The 21,636-nt window shown below is 69.1% G+C and carries 16 protein-coding genes; 7 read left to right on the forward strand and 9 right to left on the reverse strand.

What is annotated here, in order from left to right; translation table 11 throughout:
- Window positions 1-12: 12 nt before the first annotated feature.
- From ABZV00_RS10670 to ABZV00_RS10685, 4 genes are all read right to left on the reverse strand, one after another.
- Window positions 13-1,125 carry an RNA-guided endonuclease TnpB family protein gene (locus ABZV00_RS10670; RefSeq protein ID WP_355604107.1) on the reverse strand — a complete coding sequence of 371 codons (1,113 nt, stop codon included), beginning with the start codon at window positions 1,123-1,125 and terminating at the stop codon, window positions 13-15.
- Window positions 1,126-1,135: 10 nt separating this feature from the next.
- The gene (locus ABZV00_RS10675; RefSeq protein ID WP_355604110.1) at window positions 1,136-1,465 is read right to left on the reverse strand and encodes a hypothetical protein; all 330 of its coding nucleotides are present in this window, start codon (window positions 1,463-1,465) and stop codon (window positions 1,136-1,138) included.
- Between the two features lie 81 nt (window positions 1,466-1,546).
- The gene (locus ABZV00_RS10680) at window positions 1,547-2,533 is read right to left on the reverse strand and encodes a LysR family transcriptional regulator (RefSeq protein WP_355604113.1); all 987 of its coding nucleotides are present in this window, start codon (window positions 2,531-2,533) and stop codon (window positions 1,547-1,549) included.
- A gap of 157 nt (window positions 2,534-2,690) precedes the next feature.
- Window positions 2,691-3,044, reverse strand: a complete 354-nt coding sequence (locus ABZV00_RS10685; RefSeq protein WP_355604116.1) for a VOC family protein — start codon at window positions 3,042-3,044, stop codon at window positions 2,691-2,693.
- Window positions 3,045-3,173: 129 nt separating this feature from the next.
- On the opposite strand from ABZV00_RS10685, the gene ABZV00_RS10690 reads away from it, so the two are divergent.
- Window positions 3,174-3,422: a hypothetical protein gene (locus tag ABZV00_RS10690; protein ID WP_355604119.1), complete on the forward strand. Its 249-nt coding sequence runs from the start codon at window positions 3,174-3,176 to the stop codon at window positions 3,420-3,422.
- 73 nt (window positions 3,423-3,495) lie between these two features.
- Here the strand turns inward: ABZV00_RS10690 and ABZV00_RS10695 are convergent, their stop codons facing one another.
- On the reverse strand, window positions 3,496-4,326 hold the full coding sequence (locus tag ABZV00_RS10695) for a PIG-L family deacetylase (RefSeq protein WP_355604122.1): 831 nt from the start codon (window positions 4,324-4,326) through the stop codon (window positions 3,496-3,498).
- A gap of 245 nt (window positions 4,327-4,571) precedes the next feature.
- Here ABZV00_RS10695 and ABZV00_RS10700 point away from each other — a divergent pair, with 245 nt between their 5' ends.
- Window positions 4,572-5,594, forward strand: a complete 1,023-nt coding sequence (locus tag ABZV00_RS10700) for a LacI family DNA-binding transcriptional regulator (protein WP_355604125.1) — start codon at window positions 4,572-4,574, stop codon at window positions 5,592-5,594.
- A 34-nt stretch (window positions 5,595-5,628) separates the two neighbouring features.
- Here the strand turns inward: ABZV00_RS10700 and ABZV00_RS10705 are convergent, their stop codons facing one another.
- Window positions 5,629-6,336 (reverse strand): ElyC/SanA/YdcF family protein, encoded by a 708-nt coding sequence (locus tag ABZV00_RS10705; RefSeq protein ID WP_355604128.1) that lies wholly within the window; start codon window positions 6,334-6,336, stop codon window positions 5,629-5,631.
- Window positions 6,337-6,499: 163 nt separating this feature from the next.
- On the opposite strand from ABZV00_RS10705, the gene ABZV00_RS10710 reads away from it, so the two are divergent.
- Together ABZV00_RS10710 and ABZV00_RS10715 are read left to right on the forward strand one after the other, a co-directional pair.
- Window positions 6,500-6,685, forward strand: coding sequence for a hypothetical protein (locus tag ABZV00_RS10710; RefSeq protein WP_328417910.1), 186 nt, complete (start codon window positions 6,500-6,502; stop codon window positions 6,683-6,685).
- A 259-nt stretch (window positions 6,686-6,944) separates the two neighbouring features.
- Window positions 6,945-9,005: a cellulose binding domain-containing protein gene (locus ABZV00_RS10715; RefSeq protein ID WP_355604131.1), complete on the forward strand. Its 2,061-nt coding sequence runs from the start codon at window positions 6,945-6,947 to the stop codon at window positions 9,003-9,005.
- A gap of 605 nt (window positions 9,006-9,610) precedes the next feature.
- Here ABZV00_RS10715 and ABZV00_RS10720 read toward each other — a convergent pair.
- Window positions 9,611-12,343: a M14 family zinc carboxypeptidase gene (locus ABZV00_RS10720; RefSeq protein ID WP_355604134.1), complete on the reverse strand. Its 2,733-nt coding sequence runs from the start codon at window positions 12,341-12,343 to the stop codon at window positions 9,611-9,613.
- 256 nt (window positions 12,344-12,599) lie between these two features.
- On the opposite strand from ABZV00_RS10720, the gene ABZV00_RS10725 reads away from it, so the two are divergent.
- Complete coding sequence (locus ABZV00_RS10725) at window positions 12,600-12,995, forward strand: hypothetical protein (protein ID WP_355604137.1); 396 nt, start codon at window positions 12,600-12,602, stop codon at window positions 12,993-12,995.
- 83 nt (window positions 12,996-13,078) lie between these two features.
- On the opposite strand, the gene ABZV00_RS10730 is transcribed toward ABZV00_RS10725, so the two are convergent.
- A complete protein-coding gene (locus ABZV00_RS10730; protein WP_355604140.1) occupies window positions 13,079-14,419 on the reverse strand; it encodes a glycoside hydrolase family 18 protein in 1,341 nt (446 codons plus the stop codon).
- Window positions 14,420-14,563: 144 nt separating this feature from the next.
- On the opposite strand from ABZV00_RS10730, the gene ABZV00_RS10735 reads away from it, so the two are divergent.
- Window positions 14,564-15,448, forward strand: coding sequence for a bile acid:sodium symporter family protein (locus ABZV00_RS10735; RefSeq protein WP_355604143.1), 885 nt, complete (start codon window positions 14,564-14,566; stop codon window positions 15,446-15,448).
- Window positions 15,449-15,498: 50 nt separating this feature from the next.
- On the opposite strand, the gene ABZV00_RS10740 is transcribed toward ABZV00_RS10735, so the two are convergent.
- Entirely contained in the window at window positions 15,499-15,918 is a 420-nt protein-coding gene (locus ABZV00_RS10740; protein WP_355604145.1) for a PPOX class F420-dependent oxidoreductase, read from the reverse strand.
- 1,065 nt (window positions 15,919-16,983) lie between these two features.
- On the opposite strand from ABZV00_RS10740, the gene ABZV00_RS10745 reads away from it, so the two are divergent.
- Window positions 16,984-21,636 (forward strand): RecQ family ATP-dependent DNA helicase, encoded by a 4,653-nt coding sequence (locus ABZV00_RS10745; protein WP_355604147.1) that lies wholly within the window; start codon window positions 16,984-16,986, stop codon window positions 21,634-21,636.

A 21,636-nucleotide genomic window follows, 5' to 3' on the forward strand; every position in this document is an offset into this window, starting at 1 on the left:
TCCACAGGCGTTTTACCTCTCCGCCAGCCCGGCGGCGAGAATGTTGCGGGCGGCGTTGACGTCCCGGTCGTGCACGGCATCACAGCCGGGACACGTCCAGGCGCGAACGCCGAGAGTCATCGCGGTGTTGATCCGCCCGCACGCCGAGCAGGTCTTCGTGCTCGGATACCAGCGGTCGACGGCGATCACGGTCCGCCCGTACCAGGCGGCCTTGTACTCGATCATGCTGCGCAGGTGTGTCCACGCCGCGTCGGAGATGGCGCGGGCCAGGCTGTGGTTGCGCAGCATGGTGCGCACGCTGAGGTCTTCGATCACGACCGTTTGGTTCTCGCGGACGAGTCGAGTCGACAGCTTGTGCAGGTGATCCCGCCGCCGATCGGCGATGCGGGCATGAATTCGGGCCACCGAAAGGCGAGCCTTGGCCCGATTCGCGGAGTCCTTGGCCTTGCGGGCCATGGCGCGTTGCGCCCTGGCCAACTTGCGCCGGTCAGCGCGCTCATGACGCGGGTTGGCGATCTTCTCCCCGGTGGACAAGGTGAGCAGACTGGTGATGCCCGCGTCCAACCCCACCGTCGTGCTGAGCGGAGGAAGGGGTTCGACGGTGGGGTCTTCCACCAGCAGGGACACGAACCACCGACCGGCCGCGTCACGGGACACCGTGACCGTGGACGGCTCGGCGCCGTCGGGCAGGGCCCGGGACCACACGATGGTCAGCGGGGTCTCCATCTTGGCCAGGGTGAGCTGCCCGTCGCGCCAGCGGAACGCCGAGCGGGTGTACTCCGCCGACGCCCGAGACTTGCGCTTGGACTTGAAACGCGGGTACCGCGACCGCTTGCCCCAGAACGCCGCGAACCCGGCTTGCAGGTGCCGCAGCGCCTGCTGCAACGGCACGGAACTGACCTCATTGAGAAACGCCAACTCCTCGGTGCGCTTCCACTCGGTCAGCCACGCCGACGACTGCACGTAGGTGCTGCGCTGCCGGTCGACCGTCCACGCACGGGTGCGCGCATCCAGGGCGAGGTTGTAGACCTTGCGCACGCACCCGAAGGTGCGGTTGAGCTGTTCAACCTGCTCAGGGGTCGGATAGAAACGGTACTTGTACGCCCGCTTCACCACCTCACCCACGCCTCACATTCTATCCGCCCATCACGCAAGAAGAGCATCGAGGGGAGGGAGCGGCGTTACCTCCCGGCCCTAAACGGCCGGGTTTCCACGCCGCGATCCTGATGAACACGCGCTCCGCGAGGTCCAAGTGAAGGCCGTGGTCCGTGTAGAAGGGCGGATAGATCGTGACTCTCGTCGACAGCGGCCTGCCGAGGATCTGTTCGAACAGTTCCGCCTTGCCCGCTTCGTCCTCGAAGGGCAGGACGTTCAGGCGGGAGGTGAGCTCGGTGACCCGCAGGACCCTCTCGGCCATGGCCTGGAACCCGGCACTGTGGATGCGCATGAGACGGTCGCTGGACATGCCACGATCCTTTCTGGTGTACCCGTGACTGGATAAGACTCGCTAGGCGCTGATGGAGGCTGCTATCGGCAGCCGGTCGAGTCACCCTTGTCGGGGCTGGGACCCGCGAGCATTTGCGATGTCGCGGTCGCCGCGCCGTGGCGTCGTTGCCCAGGACGGGAGCCAGACCGTCTCAGGGAGCCTTGGCAGGCTTCCGAGGTGGGTGATGATTGCTCGGAGTCCTGGATGTGGGTTCGTTTTGGGCAGGACGAGAGAGAGTGGGTATGCGAGGGTCGGATTCACGATAGGGATGCGGCGTAGGTCGTGGTTCGTCGGCCAGATGTACCGGTCGCGTGCCCCAACGAGGGTGGCCACGTCCGCGGAGTCCGCGAGGGTGTCCAGGAGTACTTCGTCTCCAAAGTGCGGGCCTGCCGGATCGATGCGTAGGTCGAATTCGGTGGCGAGCTGATCGTAGAAATCTGCCCATTCGCTTCGGGGCGCGATACCCGGCACCCATATCCGGTGCTTACGCAACTGCAGTGGCGTCAGTCTGCGCGCGGAGGCGAGCGGATGTCTCGGGCCGACGAGAAGCTCCAGCGGAGAGTCGAACGCGTGAATCATTTGCACGTCGGGCGGCAGTGTGTTCGGGGCAGTGACGGTACGGAACGAGGCGTCGATATCGCCGGCTTCGACGGCGGCGACGGCCACGCGTGGGTCGTTGACCCGGAGGGTCACCACGTCGAGGTTGGTTTCGGGATGCGACCGCCAATAGTCGTGCAGAACAACGGCCTGCGCGCTTCGCAGGCCGAGAACGTCGATCCGAAGGGCCCGGAAGCCCGGCCTGACCGCGGTGATGGCGCGCTCGACACCCGCGACGATGCTCCGTGCGTGGGGGAGAAATGCCTGACCATCGAGCGTCAGCTCAACTCCTCGGGCCGTACGTTTGAACAGACGGACTTCCAGCTCGCGTTCCAGGGCGGCGATCCGCTTGGAGACTGCCTGCTGCGTCACGCCCAGCTCATCGGCCGCATGTTGCAACTGTCCGAGCTCGGCCGCCCGGACGAACGATCGCAATGCCTCGGTGTCCACTGGTTCACCTTAGGCGCGCACAACTGATCGTTGTGGCTCGCCGTGGATCGGTTGTTTGATCACACTCCGGCGTGGCTGATGTGATTCGCGCATCCAACCGTCGGTTGTCGGGAGGAGCCACGTGCGCGTTAACAGATAGCAGCACGTCTATTCGGTGTCAAACGGTGGCGGCGGTCGGTCCGCCGCCGAAGCCGATCTCATTGCCGTCCGGGTCGCGGAAGGTGGCCTTGCGAACGCCGTTGCCGTAGGTCTCGCGCTCGGCCGGCTCCAGGCCGCGTTCGGCGATCTGGGCGAGGCGGGCGTCGAAGTCACTGACGAAGACGGTGTGCATGGCGTGCCCGGCATGCTCGGGCCGTACCTCGATGAACACGTACCGATGGTCGGCCAGTTCCCATACCGCCTCGGTGTCGTTGGGCAGGAACGACGGCGGGGCGCCGAGGAGTTGCTCGTACCAGGCCGCTGCCGTCGTGTAGTCGTGGACGGGTATGCCCGCGAAGAGATCTATCGTCATGCGGTCATGCTAAAGCCACGGTCTTCTCGTTCGCGCCGTCGCTGAGGCACGCAGCTCCGGGCCGGGTCGGTCGTGGTGACGGCCGGCCGCTTCCTTGACAGGCTGGCGCTAGATGTGGAGGTGGGCATGGTGAGGTCTGGCGCTTCGTGGGGCAAGCTGTTCGTCGCGGGTCTGATGGTCCTCTGTTCCGGCATCCGTACCCCCGACATCCTGGCCGAGGGTAGCTGGCGCTCATGGACGGTCGTCCCGGTCCTCGTCGGCGTGCTGTGGTTCTTCCTTCGAGCGTTGGGTGACGTGCTCCGTAGGCGTGACCTACGCGGCGAGACGGCAAACGGCGTGGTGGCCACCGAGGTGGGTCATCGAGCGGGCGACGAGTAGCACCTGCCCGGTCATGAGGCGGGCGAGTGTTGGACGATGCCCTTCCGGACGACCCTGGCCGGCGCCGCTCCAGTCAGCGCAGTCCGGCGAAGAGGTCGTCCTCGGGTAGCGGTGCGCCAGTGGTGTCCTGGACGCGGACGAAGGTCTCGACGCCCATCAGTTCGGTGAACCGCTCCCGGCCCAGTTGCAGGAAGAAGATGTTCTCGGTCTGGCTGGCGTGCGCGGCCAACGCGTCGAACTTCTGCGGGCCGTATTTGCTCGTGTCCACCCAGGTGTTGATCTCGTCGTCGGGTAGGCCGAGCTGCGGCCCCGGCTCGTCCGCTGCGTCCGGATCGGCCCACTCGACGCCGAGTTCCTGCATGATCCGGCCGAACTCCGCGAACATCGTGCGCGGCACGGTGGTCCAGTAAACCTTCGCGGGGATGTCCGTCTTCGCGACAGCGGCCATGGTGATCCGGTGGGCCTGGATGTGGTCCGGGTGGCCGTAGAAGCCGTTCTCGTCATAGGTGACGACGACGTCCGGTCGGTACTGCCGGATCAGGTCCGCCAGCCGGTCCGCCGCCTCGTCCACGGGCGTCGTCCAGAATGAGCCCGGCTGGTCGTTGTTCGGCCAGCCCATCATCCCGGAATCGGCATAGCCGAGCGTTTCCAGGTGGGTGACCTTCAGCGCCGCGCAGCTCACCTCCAGCTCGGCCGTGCGCATCGCCACGACGGCGGCCGGATCGTGCCCCGGGTCGCCGGGCTTGACCCCGCCGGGGCCGTCGCCGCATCGCCCGTCGGTGCAGGTCACGAGCACTGTCGTGATCCCCTCCGCCGCGTAGCGGGCAAGGATGCCACCGGTGCTCGTCGCCTCGTCGTCGGGGTGGGCGTGTACCGCCATCAGGGTCAGAGATCGCTCAGCCATGCCCTCACCCTACGAGGGTCGTCGTAGTCGCCGTCCGGCGGCTGGAACTTCCGGAAACCTGGGTTCCCGCACCGTCGCCAGCCCTGCGTACGTCGGCCGGTCTTTCGCAAGAGGGCCCGAGACCTTGACCAGCGTGCAAACGGCTCGTAGCGTCCGGCCATCGATCGGTATTTCCGGCAGGAAACCGAAAGTTCCGGGAACGACCGAGCCGACCACAGGCTGCCAACCAGACGAAGGGACGGACCGTGGCCTCCGACAACGCCCGAAACGTCACCATCGCGATGATCGCGCGGCTGGCCGGCGTCCCCGTGCCCACGGTCTCCCGGGTCGTCAACGGCCGCTCCGACGTCAGCCCGCAGACCCGGGAACGGGTCGAAGAACTGCTCAACCGGTACGGCTACCGCCGCCGTTCGGCGGGCCGCCGTAATGCCGCCGCCCTCATCGACCTGGTCTTCAACGACCTGGACAGCCCGTGGGCTGTGGAGATCATCCGTGGGGTGGAGGACGTCGCGCTGAGCAGCGGCGTCGGCACCGTCGTTTCGGCCATCCACTGGCGCATCTCCTCGGCCAAACAGTGGCTCGACAACATGCGTACCCGCACCTCGTCGGGTGTCATCTTCGTGACCTCGATGGTGAACCCGCCCCTCCAGGCAGAGCTGCGCCGGCTCCGCCTCCCGGTGGTCATCATCGACCCCGCCGGGGTCGATCCGCAGGAGTCACCCACGATCGGCGCCACCAACTGGGCGGGCAGCCTGAGCGCCAACCAGTACCTGCTCGGCCTCGGCCACCGCCGCATCGGTTTCATCGCCGGGCCACCGCACCTGACGTGCAGCCGGGCGCGGCTGGACGGCTACCGGGCCGCCCTCGGCGCAGCCGGAATCCCGGTGGACGACTCCCTCATCCGCGCCGGCAACTTCTACCACGAGGCCGGCTACACGGCCGGTGCGCAGTTGCTGGCCCTGCCCGAGCCGCCCACCGCCATCTTCGCCTCCAGCGACCAGATGGCACTCGGCGTCTACGAGGCCGTCCGCAAGCGCGGCCTCCGGGTGCCCGACGACATCAGCGTGGTCGGCTTCGACGACCTGCCGGAGGTCCGGTGGTGCTCCCCGCCGCTGACCACCGTCCGCCAACCGCTGGCCGAGATGGGCATGCTGGCCGCACGCACCGTGCTGCAGCTCGCCGGCAGCGAGAGGAGCGAGATCCAGCGCCTCGAACTCGCCACCGAACTCGTCCTCCGCGACAGCGCCGCACCACCCCGGCACCCCTGATGGAAGGACTCTCCGCGCGGTTCGGCGTTCGTTCTCAGCCGCTCCGGAGGGCGTCGTCGATGCCGGTCTCGCGTTGGCCGAGGTGGGCCGGGTCCCGACCCGAGACCAGGTCCAGCGCGGCCTTGAGGCAGGCGCCGTGCTCGCGGGAGGAGCTGACCCGCCACGTCTGGGCGTACCGCTTCGCGGTCTCGTCGCCCACGCCGTTGGCGTCGATGCCGAGGCGCCTGCACAGCGCCACGGCGCGGGGGAGGTGGAAGGACTGGGTCACGACCGTCGCATGCGTCACTCCGAAGATCTGCTCCGCCCGTGCGCAGGAGTCGTACGTGTCGAAGCCAGCGTGGTCGAGCACCACCTTCCGCGCCGGCACGCCCCGGTCGACCAGCCAGCGCCGCATCGCGGCGGGTTCGTTGTAGTCGGCGTTCATGTTGTCGCCGGACACCAGGATCGCCCGGACCTTGCCGCCGTCGAACAGCCGCCGCGCGATCTCCAAGCGGGCTGCGAGGAACGGAGACGGCGTGCCATCCGCGTCCACCTTGGTGCCCAATACCAGGGCGACCGGCGCGTCCGGCACGTCGACCTCGCTGTAGAGGTGGCCCTCGGCGTCACCGCGGATCCACGCCACGCTGGCCACTGTTCCGCCGGTCAGCAGGATCGCACCAACCACCAGCGCGAGGAGCATGTAGCGGACGAACCGCCGACGCTTTCCGTACCACCGCTTGACCGCACCGAATCGTCCCCGCATGCCGCCGGATTATTCCGGTTCCGGTCGCGACGACCGGGACCGGGCGGTGTGGCGGCCCGCGGTCCACGCCTTCCGCCTGGATGCGGGAGGGTGCCACAATGACGGCGGCGCTCAAGCGGTTGTCCGCTGGGCCCGGGGGAGGGCCTTCCGCAGGAAGCGGACGGTGGGCACGAACCCGGAGGCCGCCATGGACTTTGTTCCCGACGCTACCGCCATCTCCAGCCTGGTCGATCTGCTTGGCGGCGTGCTGCAGTTGACGGCAGCGGTCGTCACTCTGCTGGCCGCCGTTAGTGTCCGCGGGCGTCGCTCAGGTCATGGTGGGCGGGACGATGACGACGCTCGTCCTTGAGACGCAGCGGCGCCGGTGTACGAGGCCGGCGCTACTCCCTTGAGGTCGGTGAGCCGAGCATGAGATTCTTGTGCGTCGATGACATGCCGCGCGCGCGGGGCTGACGTCCGTCCAATGGGCAGCCGGGATCCAGCACGGATTCCGGGGGACGGGTGAAACGAGCGATGGACCAAAGAGCGCCATCCGTCCACGAGTCTGCCCACCGCCGCGCTGCACCCTGACCGGCTGGGCGACCCACCTCCGCGAAGGAACCCAGCCCATGCAGAACCCGAAAGCCCGCGCGGCCCTCCTGGCGAGCCTGCTGCTCGCCGCGACTGCGCTCTCCGGTATCAACCCCCCGACCGCCAGCGCGGCACCCGACCCGGTCGCCGTGACCGTGAACGCCCGCGCGGGGCTGGCGACAGTGCCCGACACCGCACTGGGCGTCAACCACGCCATCTGGGATCAGCACCTCGGCAGCGCCGAGACGTCGGACCTGCTGCGCGACGCCGGTGTGCAGATGATGCGCTACCCAGGCGGCTCGTATGCCGACATCTATCACTGGAAGGATCACACCGCGCCCGGTGGGTACGTCGCACCGGGGACTGACTTCGACACCTTCATGGCGGCGGTCCGGCGGGTCGGCGCGCAACCGATGATCATCGCGAACTACGGCACTGGCTCGCCGGCAGAGGCCGCCGACTGGGTGCGGTACGCCAACGTGACCAAGGGCTACGGCGCGAGGTACTGGACGGTCGGCAACGAGAACTACGGCAACGGCCACTATGGAGCGGCTTGGGAAGCGGATGACCACCCGGACAAGAGCGCGACCCAGTACGCGAGGCTGGTCGTCGAGTACGCCGACGCGATGAAGGCCGTCGACCCGGGCATCAAGGTCGGCGCGGTGCTGACGATGCCGGGCAACTGGCCGGACGGGATCACCGCCGGCAGCGACCCCGGCTCCTGGAACCAGACCGTGCTCTCCCTCGCCGGCCCGAAGATCGACTTTGTGGACGTGCACTGGTACCCGGGTGGCACCGCCGCGGAGTCGCTGGCCCGGATCAGCCACATCCCCGACGCGACCCACCTGCTCCGGGAGCAGCTCACCCGGTACGCCGGCCCGAACGCCGCACGCATCGGCATCAGCTTCACCGAGCTGAACGTCGACGCCGGCCGGACAACCCAGCCGGCGGCGCTCTTCCTGGCCGACGCCTACAGCGCGCTGCTGGAGAACGGGGTCTTCACCGCCCACTGGTGGAACGTGCACAACGGCATCGGCACCGTGTCGGAGGTGGCGGGCCAGACCGACTACGGCGACTTCGGCATGCTCTCCAGCGGCGCCTGCACCGAGGACGGCTCGGTCTGCGAGCCGCCGCTGAACACGCCGTTCGCGCCGTACCACGGGCTGACCATGATGAAGCGCTTCGCCCAGCCCGGCGACCAGTTCGTCCGCGCCGGCACCGACCAGCCGCTGGTCACCGCGCACGCCGTCCGCCGGGGCAACGGTGACCTCGCGGTGCTGCTGGTCAACAAGGACCCGGACACGGCGCATCCGGTCACCATCGGCTACGCGGGGTTCATCCCGTCCGCCGGCGCGCCAACGGTGTCCACCCTCGCCAACGGCGTCACCGGCATCGCCACCGGCCAGTCCGGCTCCGCGACCAGCCGGACGTTGCCGCCGTACTCGCTGACCACGCTGGTGCTCCGCCCAGCCGGCTCGACCGGCGGGCGGCCCTCGGCGCCGGGTCAGCCCACCGCCAGCGGCGTCACCGACCGGACCGCGACGATCTCCTGGCCGGCGGCCGCACCGGGCGGCAGCCCGATCGCGAAGTACGAGGTGTACCGGCAGAACGGTGCGATCGGCGAGCAACTCGGCGAGACGGCGGCCACCTCGTTCACGGTCGGCAACCTGGTGCCGGGCACCAGGTACACGGTCAACGTGCTGGCTCGCGACACCGCCGGCCGGGTGTCCTGGTCCTCACCGCCGCTTACCTTCGCCACCGGCAGCCCGTCCGCGAGCGCGTGCACCGTCCGCTTCACCACCAGCGGCGACTGGGGCAACGGCTACATCGGCGGCATCGAGATCACCAACAACGGGACGAGCCCGATCAACGGGTGGACGCTCACCTGGACCTGGCCCACCGGCTGGCAGCAGGTGAGCAGCGGCTGGAGCGCCACCTGGGAACAGGTCGGTGCGGCCGTGCGGGTCACTCCGACTGACGACAACCGGCAGATCGCCGCCGGTGGCAGCGTGAGCGCCGGTTTCGTCGGCGCGTACAGCGGCCCGAACGTGTTGCCGACGGCGTTCACCCTCAACGGCACCGTCTGCACCACCGGCTGACGCCGCCGGCGTGGTCCGGCCGGCCCATTCCTAGGGCCGGCCGGACCGTCGTGTTGTGTCGCGGCGTCCACGATGCAGGTACGTCGGCTCGGCGAGCGTCGGCCGGACCGCAGCCCCGACGAGACGCCGAACCGCCGGCCACCGAGGGCCCCGGACGTCGGCTCTCGTGGCGTTTCGCACTCCTGGCGGGCCCCTCCTATCGCGCGGTGGACTGCTGGACCAGATACCCCGCCTCCGACCGAAGATCTTGGACAGTTTCCGTTACCTGCGAACTGTTCAGTCCCATGGCCTCTGTCGCAGTTCATGTCCCGGTTCCCGTGTCACAAGATCAGCATTCTGGCTGGGGGCGCGCTGCCAGGCTTGACTGCGAGGCGTGGCGAATCGACGGCGCAGCTACGTCGAGGTGGTGTTTACGTGGAGTGGTCGACTATCGGCCGGTCGCCCAGGGCCGCGCGTCCCGCAGCGCCACGTCGGGCTGGTCTTTGGGCCGGTGTCGTGGCGGGCGTTCGTCGCCCAGGTCGCCGGGCGGCCGTAGCCGATCTCGGAACGCACGAAAGCGCCCGTCCCCAACGCGGGGACGGGCGCTTCGCTGTACCGGTCCCGCGTCAGCCCACCACGGACCGCAGCGGCACCTGGGCGGCGCGCAGGGCGCGTACCAGATCACCCAGGAACGGGTGCTCGTCGGCCTGGCGTCCCTCCGGGTTCGGAATCACCAGATAGGCCGACCCGCCCGCCTCGGACGCCTGCGCGTCCGTGGTGAAACGCTCGACGATCGCCCGGGTACGCGCCAGGTCCGTGGCCGCCACCTCGATGGTGGTCGGCCGCCACCCGCCGCCCAGCTCCGGCGTCACCGGCGCGGCTGCGGCGCTCGCGCGTGCCGCGTCGACCCCGGGCGAGCGCCGGGCGTCCGGCGCGGTGGTCGCGCCCACGCCCGCCGGGTAGAGCAGCGCGTTGGCCACCAGGTGCAGACCATTCTCGTTGTACGCCCGGAAGAGCGGGTTGAACGCGAACAGCACCGCCCGACCCGCTCCGGTGGGCTCGTCGACCAGTGCCGCCGTCCCCTTCAGGGTGTCGCCGCCGACGGTGTAGCCGTTGGCCCAGAAGGTGTCACCCGTCGGGTAGCTGAGCACGTTGGTCCCGGTCGTGGTCGGGTTGAGGATCGGGTCGCTGTTGTTGAACTCGAAGTCCTCCGCCGGGCGACCCAGCGCCACCGGGCTGTCGTGGTCGACGTCGACTCGCAGGTGTGAGCCGAGCACCTGGTAACCGGCCGGTTTGGGCTTCTCGGTGGTGGAGGTGAGCCCGGCGGCCCGGGCCACCCGGGTGCCCTCGTTGCGCAGCCCGATGTAGGTGTGGCCCTGGGCGATCCAGTCGCGCAGGTTGGCCTGCCCGTTTGCGGTCAGACCGCCGGTGGGGCTGCTGCCGTCCGGCACCAGCAGCACGGTACGTCCGGTGAACGCCTCGGTGTTGTCGTTGATGTCGGCCGTGGTCACCGGCTTCAGGTCGAGCCCCCACCGCTTGCCAAGCATGTACCGGGCCTCGCCGTGCGAGCCCGACGTGGTGGAGATGCCGGTGCCCTGGAACAGCCCCACGTCCGGCAGGGCGAGCCGTGTCCCGGTGGCCCGCCCGCCCGGGGTGAGGGTCACCCCGAGTGATTCGGCCAGCTCGTCGACCTCGCGGCTCAGCTTGCTCGCCGGTAGGGCGACCGCGCTGGTGTTCAAGTCACGCACGAGCGGCACACCACGGCCGAGCAGGGTGAAGGTGAACTCCGCGGCAGCCGCCGAGTCCAGCGGGTACGTGTACGAGCCCCACGGCCACGCCGGCGCGGTCCGGCCGCCGGAGATTTTCCGGACCAGCTGGGCCTTCGGCTTGACGTTGTCGCCGGTGTAGATCGTGGACACGCCCATGAGCAGCGGGTTGCTCCAGGACGAGACGTCGTAGAAGTAGGGGAAGGGGGTGTACGGATCCTCGCCCATGATCGCCTGGATCCAGTGCTTCTGCGGCTGGTCCATCGGGATCCAGTACGCGCCCTTGGGCACGGTCACGTTGCTGGCCGACCGGCCGCCGAAGATCCGGGCGGTCGGCACTCGGGTCGGCTTCTGCACCTCGTAGACCTCGACGTCCATCCGGCGCAGCCGCTCGACGAGCTGGCGTACGTCGGCGAGCTGCCGGTCGGGCAGCAGGAAGTACGAGCGGATCTTGATGTCGGGTACCGGGAACTGGACCTCGTTGGTGGGCTCGACCACCTCGTTCGGCTCCAGCGTGCCCGCCCTGCCCTGGGCGAGAGCGTCGGTCCAGATGTCGAAGTAGTCGGTCAGCACCTCGTGCTTGTTCGCGGCGGCCCAACCGAGCGTCGCCCACTGGGTGTTGAACTGCTGCTGGACCCGGTCGGCCACCGCCGACGCGCTGCCCTTCTCGTACGTCATGCCGGCCGCACCGAAGCCGGTGGTCGGCACGGTGTCGCCGTAGCCCATGAAGAACATGTCGTAGGTCGAGTAGTTGAAGTAGCACTCGGTGGCGTCGTCGTCGGCGCAGGCGCCGTTGTAGCCGAAGCCGGCCTTGTTGGCCTCGCCGATCCGGTTGATCCAGTCCACCGCCTCGCCGGCGATCTCGTGGTGGATCGGGTCGGCGTTGGGCGGGAAGAAGTACTGGCGGCCACCCATTTCGTGGGCGTCGATGAAGACCTGCGGCGGGTACCGGCGCAGGAGTTCGAGCTTGCCGTCGGTTTCCTGCTGGGTGCGGGCGAACCAGTCCCGGTTCATGTCGAAGCCGAACTCGTTCTGCCGCCGGGTGGCGTCGCGGCCGTCCGGGTTCTGGGTTGGCACGATGATGGTGACCAGGTTGTCGTTGCGCTGGGCGACCGCGCAGGACAGTCCGGCGGCCAGCTCGTACAGCGTCTTGAGCGCGGCGTCGGTGCCGCTCTTCTCGCCGCCGTGTACGTTCGCGGTGACCCAGACGATGGCCGGGCTGTCCTTCGCCGTCCGGGCGGCCGTCCTCGCGCTGGTCCGGCGCGGGTCCCGCAGGTCGCGGACGTCGTCGGCGATCCGGCGCAGCTCCGACGGTCGCACGTTGCGCTCGTTGGACACCACCGCGTACGGCAGCGGCTGGCCGAGCACGCTGGTGGCCATCACGCCGGTGACGACCCGGTCGGAGGCTCCGTCCACGGCCCCGAGGTATCCGCGCACCTCGTCGTTGGTGACGACCCGCTCCTGGCCGGCCCCGAGCGGGAAACCGAGCACGGCCTCCGGAGTGGGCACGGTGCTCAGCCGGGCGGTCGGGTCGTTGCTGCAGGGGGAGGGCCGCGCGGCGCTCGCGGCCGTGCCGCTGAGCAGGGGAGTCATGCCGAGTAGGAGCGTGATCGCGGCGGCACTCGCCAGCCGCCTCGGGGGAACCGTCCAGAACGGACTTTTCGATCGGGCCATGTCTCGTGCTTCCCTTCTCGGGAGATGCCTCACAGTGGCCGGAGCCTATGAACCGTCGATACCCCGGTCAAGGTCTGATCGACTTCGGTGACTGCGTGGGATGCCGACACCGGAGCCGGCTGGCAGGATGACGGGGGAACCCGTACTCGTTGTCCTCGCCCGGAAGGAGGAGACAATGCCGGCGTTTCTGGAGACGATCACGCTCTCGGTCCATCCGGATCTTCCGTCCGCCGACTCTCGGCGTTCTCTCGCGTCCTGGTTGCGGTCCGAGGACCGGCTGCGCGAAAAGGTGACGGCGCCGCGCGCCGCAGGTGCCACGACGCCGTCCGACGAGAGGTCGGCGGATGGCACGGACGCGCTGCTGGTGGCCGTCGACAGCGGCGGCGTCGTCATGGTGCTGGTCCAGGCCGTCGCCGGCTGGTTGACCCACCGCCGCGACGACGTGACGGTGAAGCTCACCGGCCCGGACGGATGGTCGGCCGAGTTGGATGTGCGCCGGGCTCGTGACATGGACGAGGTGACCGGGCTGATCGAGGCCGCGGTACACGCGGTGGCACCCGCCCAGCGGTAGGCCGTCGCATGGACCACCGGCCCGCCGCCGGCCGAGGAATCGGTCGGCGACGGGCCGGGGGGACTGCCGCAAGCGGGGTACGGCTACCAGGTGGTCAGCCCGAGGCCGATCGTCTTGGTCAACGTGGCGTTGTCGTCGTCGCCGTCTAGGGACCAGATCATGGCGCCGCCCAGTCCGGCCCGCCGGATGTACAGCGTCTTCTGCAGCACGATTGCCGGGTCGTCGTACGTCCAGAGCGTCGTACCGTCGAACAACCAGGCGTGCCCGGCGCGGAGGTCGCGGTGCACGGTGAAGCCGTTGCCGGCCAGGGTCTTGAGCTTCTTGTAGTCCTCGTACCCGGCCTCGAAGGTGGCCGGCGCGGGCGCGGTGGCCGGCTGGAACAGGCCATTGCCGCCGGTGATGCCGGTCCAGCCCCGGCCGTAGTACGGGATGCCCAGGACCAGCTTGTCGCGGGGCGCACCACGGGCGATCCAGCCGTCGATCGCGACCTCGACGGAGAAGTCCGGGTTGTCCGGCGAACCCGCCGGAACGCGCAGCGCCGACTGCTGGTTGGCCACCGCCTCCCAGCCGCCGTGGAAGTCGTACCCCTGCACCGTGGCGAAGTCCAGGTACTTGAAGATCTTGCGACCCTCGTACCCGGCGTCCATGGTCGCCGGGTTGGCCGGCAGGAACGCGGTCAGCGGGTGGTGCGCGTGGGTCTTGCGGCCGTACGCGTCGAGTTGCCGGCGGAACTCGGCGAGCAGCTTGGTGAAGTTCTCCCGGTCCTCCGGGCGGATGACGTTGCCCGGTTCACCGGCCCAGTTCGGCCACTCCCAGTCGAGGTCGATGCCGTCGAAGACGCCGGCGGCGGCACCGGGGCCACCCGCGCTCCCGTCCCCACCCGGCAGGTTGCCCTTGAGGTAGAGATCGATGCAGGAGGCGACGAAGGCCTTGCGGGAGGCGTCGGTGCGGGCGGCGTTCGAGAAGTACGTCGACCAGCTCCAGCCACCCAGCGAGATCAGTACCTTCAGGTCGCGGTGCTTGGCCTTCAGCTTGGCCAACTGGCCGAAGTTGCCGTTGAGCGCCTGACCAGGGGCGTCGGCGACGCCGTCGACGCTCTCCTCGGCTGGCACCGGACGCTGGTAGTCGGCCCAGGCGTCGCCCTCGCCCGGCCCGCCGTCCACATAGCAGCGGCCGTCCTCGCTGACGTTGCCGAAGGCGTAGTTGACGTGGGTGAGCCGGCTGGCGGCCCCGGAGGTGTCGAGCTTCTTGACCGGGAAGGCCCGGCCGTAGATGCCCCACTGGGTGAAGTAGCCGACCCGGTGGTAACCGGCCCGGCGGTCGGTCTTGTCACCTGCGCTTGCGGCGGCTGGCGGGGCGGCGGTGACCAGCATGGTCGCCAGGGCGACGACGGCGGTCAGGCGGCGGTGGCGGAATGGTCGCATCGGCACTCCCACGAGGAATGGAGCGGAATTAGTAAAGAGTCTTGTCTGATTGATGAAGTTAAGCCGATCACGGTCGAGGGTCAAGAGCCGTCCGGCCACATGGGGGATGGCGGAGTCGTTACCGGGTGGTAACGATGTTGTGTCATGGACTCAGCCCTGACTCTGATCGGCCTGCCCATCGCCCTCGGGATCATCATGCTCGGCCTGGGTCTCGGACTGACCATTGCGGACTTCCGCCGGGTGGCCCAGCATCCGAAGGCCGCCGTCATCGCCCTGGTGTGCCAGGTGCTGGTGCTGCCGGCGCTCTGCTTCGGCCTGGTCGTCGTCTTCGACCTGGCGCCGGAGCTGGCCGTCGGGATGATGCTGCTGGCCGCTTCCCCCGGTGGCACGACGGCCAATCTCTACAGCCACCTGTTCGGCGGGCACGTGGCCTTGAACATCACCCTGACCGCCATCAACTCGGTGCTCGCGGTGTTCACCCTGCCGATCCTGGTCAACCTGTCGGCGGCGTACTTCCTGCCCGACGGCAGGAGCATCGGCCTGCAGTTTGACAAGGTGCTGCAGGTGTTCGCCATCGTGCTCGTCCCGGTGGCGATCGGCATGCTGATCCGGGCCCGGGTACCTCGCGTCGCCGAGCGCCTGAACCGCCCGGTCCGGATTCTGTCCGTCGTCGTGCTCGTCGCGGTGATCGCCGGCGCCGTGCTCGGCGAGCGCGAGAACATCGCCGACTACTTCGTCTCGGTCGGCTTGGCCGTGCTCGCGTTCAACCTGCTGAGCCTCGCCATCGGGTACGGCGTGCCCCGGTTGACCGGGGTCGACCGGAGCGCCGCCACCGCGGCCGGGTTCGAGATCGGCATCCACAACAGCACCCTGGCCATCACGATCGCGCTCAGCCCGGCGCTGCTCGACAGCACGCAGATGGCGATCCCCGGGGCCGTCTACGGCATCGTCATGTTCTTCACGGCGGCGGCCTTCGGCTACCTGGTGACCCGCGTCGGCGCCCCGTCCGTCACCACCGTGCAGCCCTGACCGTGGGGTCGCTGGCCCGGCCGCCGGTGCCGCCGGCCGGGCCGCGTTGGTCAGCCGATCTGGTTGTTGTCTTTGAGCGCGCCCCAGCCGTGCCAGCGGTCGATCTCGATCAGGGCGCTGACCCGAGCGCGCTCCCGCCGTGGGTACGCATTTCCCGTGTAGTGCTGGGACAACCGGTCGATGTCCGCGAGGTCCTCGTCGGGCCGCAGTTCGGCGACGTGCCCGATGATGCTGACGTGGGTGTACCAGCCGGCCTCATCCAGGACGGTGAGCGAGACCCGGGGGTCGTTTCGGACGTGGTCCAGCCGGCGCCGGCTCTCGTCCATGTTCACCAGGATCCGGCCGTCCTCCCACAGGTACCAGGTGGCGGCGGACACCGGCTGACCACCGTTGCGAAGCGTGGTCATGACGGCGGGGTTCGGCTTCTGCAGCATGGCGACCGCGGCCTCGGGAAGCGGTGGCTTGGACATGAAGTCTCCTCTTCGCGTCAGGGGGTTACCCCTGCACGTTACGCACCTGCCGGTCCGCTCCTGTCCGAATGGGGCGCATAGCGGGCTGAGGTCGTCGGCGATTGTCGATGTACCTCGCGGCGAGCTGTGCGCGACGGGGGACCGGGTAGTCGCACGAAACGATCATGACGGGCGCTGGTGGGTTGGATTGTCTGGGCCGGCAGGAGCCTTCCCAGGTCGACTCGGGGCAGCTCGGTGGCAGCTCGGTTGGTCGAACCCGTCCATCTGGAGGATCCCGACCGCCTGAATCGCTGCATACGTTGAGTCAGCCGGTGATCTTGCTGGCGGGTGCTGACCAGCCTCTGCCAACGTTGTCATCGGTCGCCGGCTCGAAAGCGGGTCGGATGTGCGGCAGTGCCCGGCAGGGCGGGCCATGTCGCGGCTCTGACCCTTTGCTGCCGCAGCTTTCGGGGGCAGCAACGGGGGAGTGAAGCTATGGGAACGCGGGCGCTACCCCCGAATGTCGCCGCAGCATCTGACGTGATCGCACAACGAGGGCCGCTCACGCCCGACGAAATCGCCGACGTCCTTCGGGAGAGTGGCATTGTGCTGACCGCGGCCCGACTGGCGAAATTGCCGGAGCGCTTTCCCTCGGCGTTCGTCATCGACGACCACGATCGCCTCAGCCTTCCACCTCGCCCGTCCGGCGCCCCCGACCCGGACACGGCATCTGCAACTGCGAAAGTCGTGGACGAGGCCGCACTTGCGTGGAACAGGGTTGACCCACCAGCAGCGATGCCGCTGGAGGATCTCGTCGTCGTGGTGCCGGGGCCGTCGGTGCATCAGAAGGTGGAACTGGCCGTCGTGCGGATGCGTGACGGCGAGGCGCGGATCTTCAGCGCGAGTCCGAACCGGTCCGATGAGGTACGTGAGTTCATCCTGGGGGCTGCTGGCCTGGTCGGATACTGCCTGAGCGGTGACCGCTGGTCTCACCTGCCAGACGACATCGCCGGCTGCCTTCCTGATCTCCGAGTTGACTTGCGGATACTGGCGCTGCTTCATGAGCCCGCCCGACCGAGCAGTCGAATGAGCGAGATGTGCGCGGTCTTCGGTGTCGAACAGGGGGACGACGATCCGCTGAGCGACGCGCTCGCCCTCGCCGCGTGTCTGCGTGTTCTTGTCGGCCGGGTCGACGGCTCTGATCCGTCGTGGCAGGTTGCCCGGGCCTGTCTCGTCGCGGGCGGATCAGACCTTGCTCGACTGTTGCCCGAGGCTCCAATGCCGGTGAACATCCGGGACCTACTGTCCTGCGCCCCGGACCCCCTGCTCGAACCGGTAGGAGGGGCTCAACCCGGTACGGCCGCGGACGCTGTACGTCAGGTGTTCAGCCAGTTGGGTGAGCGGGGCTACGCAGCCCGGCCGTCGCAGCGGGAGATGGCCGGGGCGGTGGCTGAGGTGCTCGACGCGGGTGGCCTACTCGCGATCGAGGCGCCAACCGGCACGGGCAAGTCCCTGGCTTACCTGACGCCGGCCGTACGACAAGCCGGTCCCGGTCGGCCTGTCGTGGTCGCCACCGCAACGAAGGTCCTCCAGCAGCAACTGCGGCGCGATGTGACCCGGCTTCGAGGCGAAGGGCTGTTTCGTGCCCCGTTCCGTCAGCTCTTCGGGGTGTCCAACTACCTCTGCTCTCGGGAGATCGCCTCGGCGTTGGAGTCGTCCGATGAGAGCGCGGGCACTGACCACTGGCTGGCGTTGGCTGTCGCCGTCCGAGCGCTCGCCGTCGGTGAGACGGGGGTGTGGGATGACGTCGCGGACGCGGACGTCGCAGGCGCACGCCCCGACTATCGGGGCTTGCGGGACACCCTGCGAACCGACGCCGGGTCCTGCGAACGATATGACTGTGCCTGGGCCGACCGGTGCCCGTTGTTCACACGACTTGCCGGGATGCGGGACCGGCCTGGCGTCGTCGCGGTCAATCATGCCCTGATCGCGACCTGGGCGAAGCTCGCTCAGCAAGGTCAGCGGAGCCCGGGCGATGTGCTCGCCGAGGGCCATGGTGACCTGGTCTTCGACGAGGCACATGAGCTGGAAGACTCGTTGACGGCCGCGTGGACGGAGGTCGTCGGCCGGCGCGAGCTTCTCGGCATGGCGGCGAGGCTCGACGGCAGGAGCGGACTCGACCGGCATCTGCGCCGGCTCGCCGCTGCCGGCGTTGACCTGCGCCGAGGGCGGACCTTGCCGGTCATGGCTCGACAGCTGCGGCAGGACTGCGACCGGTTGACCGACGCTGTGCAGCGGTATCTGCACGAGTACGGCGGCGTGAACCGCTCCGCGGTCCCGCAGTCGGGGGTGGTACACGGCCGACCGGAGTACCGGCAGCTCATCGAGGAGGTACGGCAGACCACCCGCGGTTTGCGGGAACTGGTTGCCGAGCTGACGGTGCTGGAGACGGGCGCCCGCGCGCAGGTGCCCGAGGTGAGCGGCCGCGCACGGCTGCTGCTCAAGGGCGTGCTGGTTCGCGTCGCCGGCCTGGCTCGCGCCGTCCGGGACGCCAGCGGGGTGCTCGGGCGGCTCCGGGACCTGCCCGACGAGCATCTCTGGGTCTACCGACTCTCCGGACAACCAGGTACCGACACGGATCATGCAACAGGCGCCGAGGCTGCTCCTGTCACCGTGTCTGCGGATCAGACCACCCGCAGCGAATGGACCTTCGAGTGCATTCCGGTCGACGTCGGTCCGGTGTTCGCGGATGGCATTGTCCGGCCGGCGCGCAGCGTCACCCTGACCAGCGCGACCCTGACCACCGGTGACAGCTTCGACTACCTGAGTGACCGGCTGGGGATTCGGGTGGAGCGGGGTAGCGGCGAGCCGGGCGTCTTCGACGGGCGACAGCTGCGCAGTCCTTTCGACTACGCGACCCAGTCCGCGGTGGTCCTCACCAACCACCTGCCCGTGCCGGTGCCCGGCCAGGAACGGGAGTTCGTCGAGGAGTTCGCCCGCGACCAGGTCGGTCTGCTGTCGTTGACCGGTGGCCGCTCGATGACGCTGTTCGCCGCGCGTCGCCGGATGGAGGCCGTGGCCAGCCTCGTCCGGCAGCGGTCGGAGCCGCTGGCCGAGCGGGGTGTGCACCTGCTTGTGCAGGGCGAGGCCGGCCGGGCCGAGATCGCCGACCGGTTCCGGTCCGAGCCGGGGAGCGTCGTGTACGGGCTGCGGTCGTACTGGCAGGGCTTCGACGCCCCCGGTGAAACGCTCAGCTACCTGATCATCGAGAAACCGCCGTACCCGCATCCGGATGACGCCGTGGTCAGTGCCCGGGCCCGCGCGGTCGCCGACCGGGGTGGCGATCCATTCCTGGATTACCTCGTACCCAAGACCGCAGTGCAGCTGGCGCAAGGCTTCGGTCGGCTGATTCGCAGCGAGACCGACCGGGGTGTGGCGCTGATCTGCGACCGGCGGATGCAGTCGCCCGGCAGCGCCAATCGGATACTCCTCTCCTCCCTGCCCGGGCCTGCGATTCACCATGCGATCGACCGCGACGACGCCTGGCGCTTCGCCGTGCAGTTCGTCACGGGTGATCAGCCAGACCTCACAGCCGCGTTGTCTCTCGCCCGCAGTGACGTGGACGCCACGCTGGAACGACTGCGTCTGGTGCCTGGAGAGGATCCGGAACCGAAACTGCGCGAGGGCGCACGGCTGCTCTTCGGCGTGCATGAGCTGCGCGAACCGCAGTTGCAGTTGATGCGGGCTCACCTGGCAGGCGACGACACCGTCGGTGTCCTGCCGACCGGCACTGGAAAGTCGCTCTGCTTCCAGCTTCCGGCCCTGTTACGCCCGGAGGACCGGGCGACAGTGGTGGTCAGTCCGCTCGTCGCGCTGATCAAGGACCAACTGGATGACCTTCGGGGCCGCCGTGGACTTCGGGGCGTCCAGGGCATCACCGGCAATACCCCCGCCGCCGTTCGTAACGAGATCTTGCGGGACCTGGCGACGGGAAAGGTACGGCTGCTGTATGTCTCGCCGGAGCGGCTCGTGCGGGATCCGGTGCTCAGGGTGGCGTTGGAGCGGCAGGACCTGGCCGCCCTCGTGGTCGACGAGGCGCACTGCGTGAGTGACTGGGGGCACGACTTCCGGCCCGAGTTCCGACGGGTGTCCCGGGCGGTGGCGCACCTGGGCCGGGCCCCACGGATGGCGTTGACAGCCACGGCCACCGAGCCGGTGTTGCAGGACATCATCGGCACCCTGGAACTCACCGACCCGGTGGCCGTCACCCGACCTGCCGATCGCCCGAACCTCCGCTTCCAGGTGACCAAGGTGGGTGGTGAACGAGAGCGGGCCCGCGAACTGCTGCGGATCGCGACGGCGATGGGATCGTCACCGGGCATCGTGTACGCCTCGCGGCGTGCGGTCACTGAGGAGGTGGCGGCGCTGCTGCGGCGCGCGGGCATACGGGCCCGGCACTATCACGCGGGAATGGTGCCGGAACAGCGCGAAGCCGTCCAGGACGACTTCCTCGCCGGCACCACCCAGGTCATCGTCGCCACCAAAGCGTTCGGCATGGGCGTCAACAAACCCGACGTCGGCTGGGTGGCGCACTACGACCTACCCGAGTCGCTCGACGCGTACGTGCAGGAGGCAGGCCGCGCCGCTCGCTCGGCCGACCTGCGCGGCCAGTGCGTGCTGTTGTACGGCCAGGGCGACATCGCCCGCCGCCGCGCGCAGGTGGCCGACACGACCGAGGGGCATCGGTTGGGGCAGGCCCGACGCGCCTTGAACCTGTTACTGACCCAACGTCGCCGTGGCGGTGACGTCGTGTTCGACCCGGAGGAGTTGGCCGAAGCGGTCGCGGTCGAGCCGGACGAGCTGAACGTGCTGCTGGGCTGGCTGGAACGTGCCGGCGCGGTGGAACAGCTGCCGGACTGCTCTGCCCGGGGTACGGTCCACGTCGGTGTCCGGGAACCGGCGGACCAGGGGGAGCGACGGCGGTTCCGCGAGTTGTCCGTGCTGCTGAAGCTGCGACCGCAGGTGGGCAGCCGGATCGACTTCGACCGGCTTGAGGCGGACCACGGTGTCGACCCCGACGCGTTGGAACGCGATCTCGTGGCGTGGTCGCTGGACCGCCTCATCACCTTCTCGTCGTCGCAGCGGTACCGCAGGCTGCGGGTGCGCAGCCGGCAGCTGGATACCGACGTGTTGCAGCGGGAGGTCCGGCGGTGGAACGTCTGGCAGCGTCGGCAGCTCGACGCGATGCTGTCGTACCTCGGTGGCGGGTGCCGCCGTGCGGCCATGGTCGCCTACTTCGGTTTTCCGTCGTACTCGTGCGGTGCTGAGCACGAGGCCTGTGACAGCTGCGGGGGGACATCCCCGTGGCACGACCTTCCCGCGTCGGCGGTGCCCGATCCCGAGCAGTTGGTCAACGTCGAGCTGACGGTGCTGCAGGCCGTCGGATGGGCCTCAACCCTGCGCACCGGCCGCTACGGCGCGGTCGGGCTCAAAGCCGCGGTCCTCGGCGCGGAGGTCCTGGCCGGTGGGCAGCCCATCGGGGCTGGCCTGCGCCGGTGCCCCCAGTTCGGTGCGCTGCGTCACGTGCGGGGCGCAGACCGCCGCTGGGACGAGGCGGCTGACCGGCTGGTCGATGCTGGCTTGCTCATCCGCGATCAGGTCGAGCGGGACAGCAGGAGTTACATGAGTCTGGCTGTTACCGATGCCGGGCGGGAACGGTTGGGAGGCCGGCGTGGGTGA

Source organism: Micromonospora sp. NPDC005173 (assembly GCF_040608515.1).
Taxonomy (GTDB): Bacteria; Actinomycetota; Actinomycetes; order Mycobacteriales; family Micromonosporaceae; genus Micromonospora.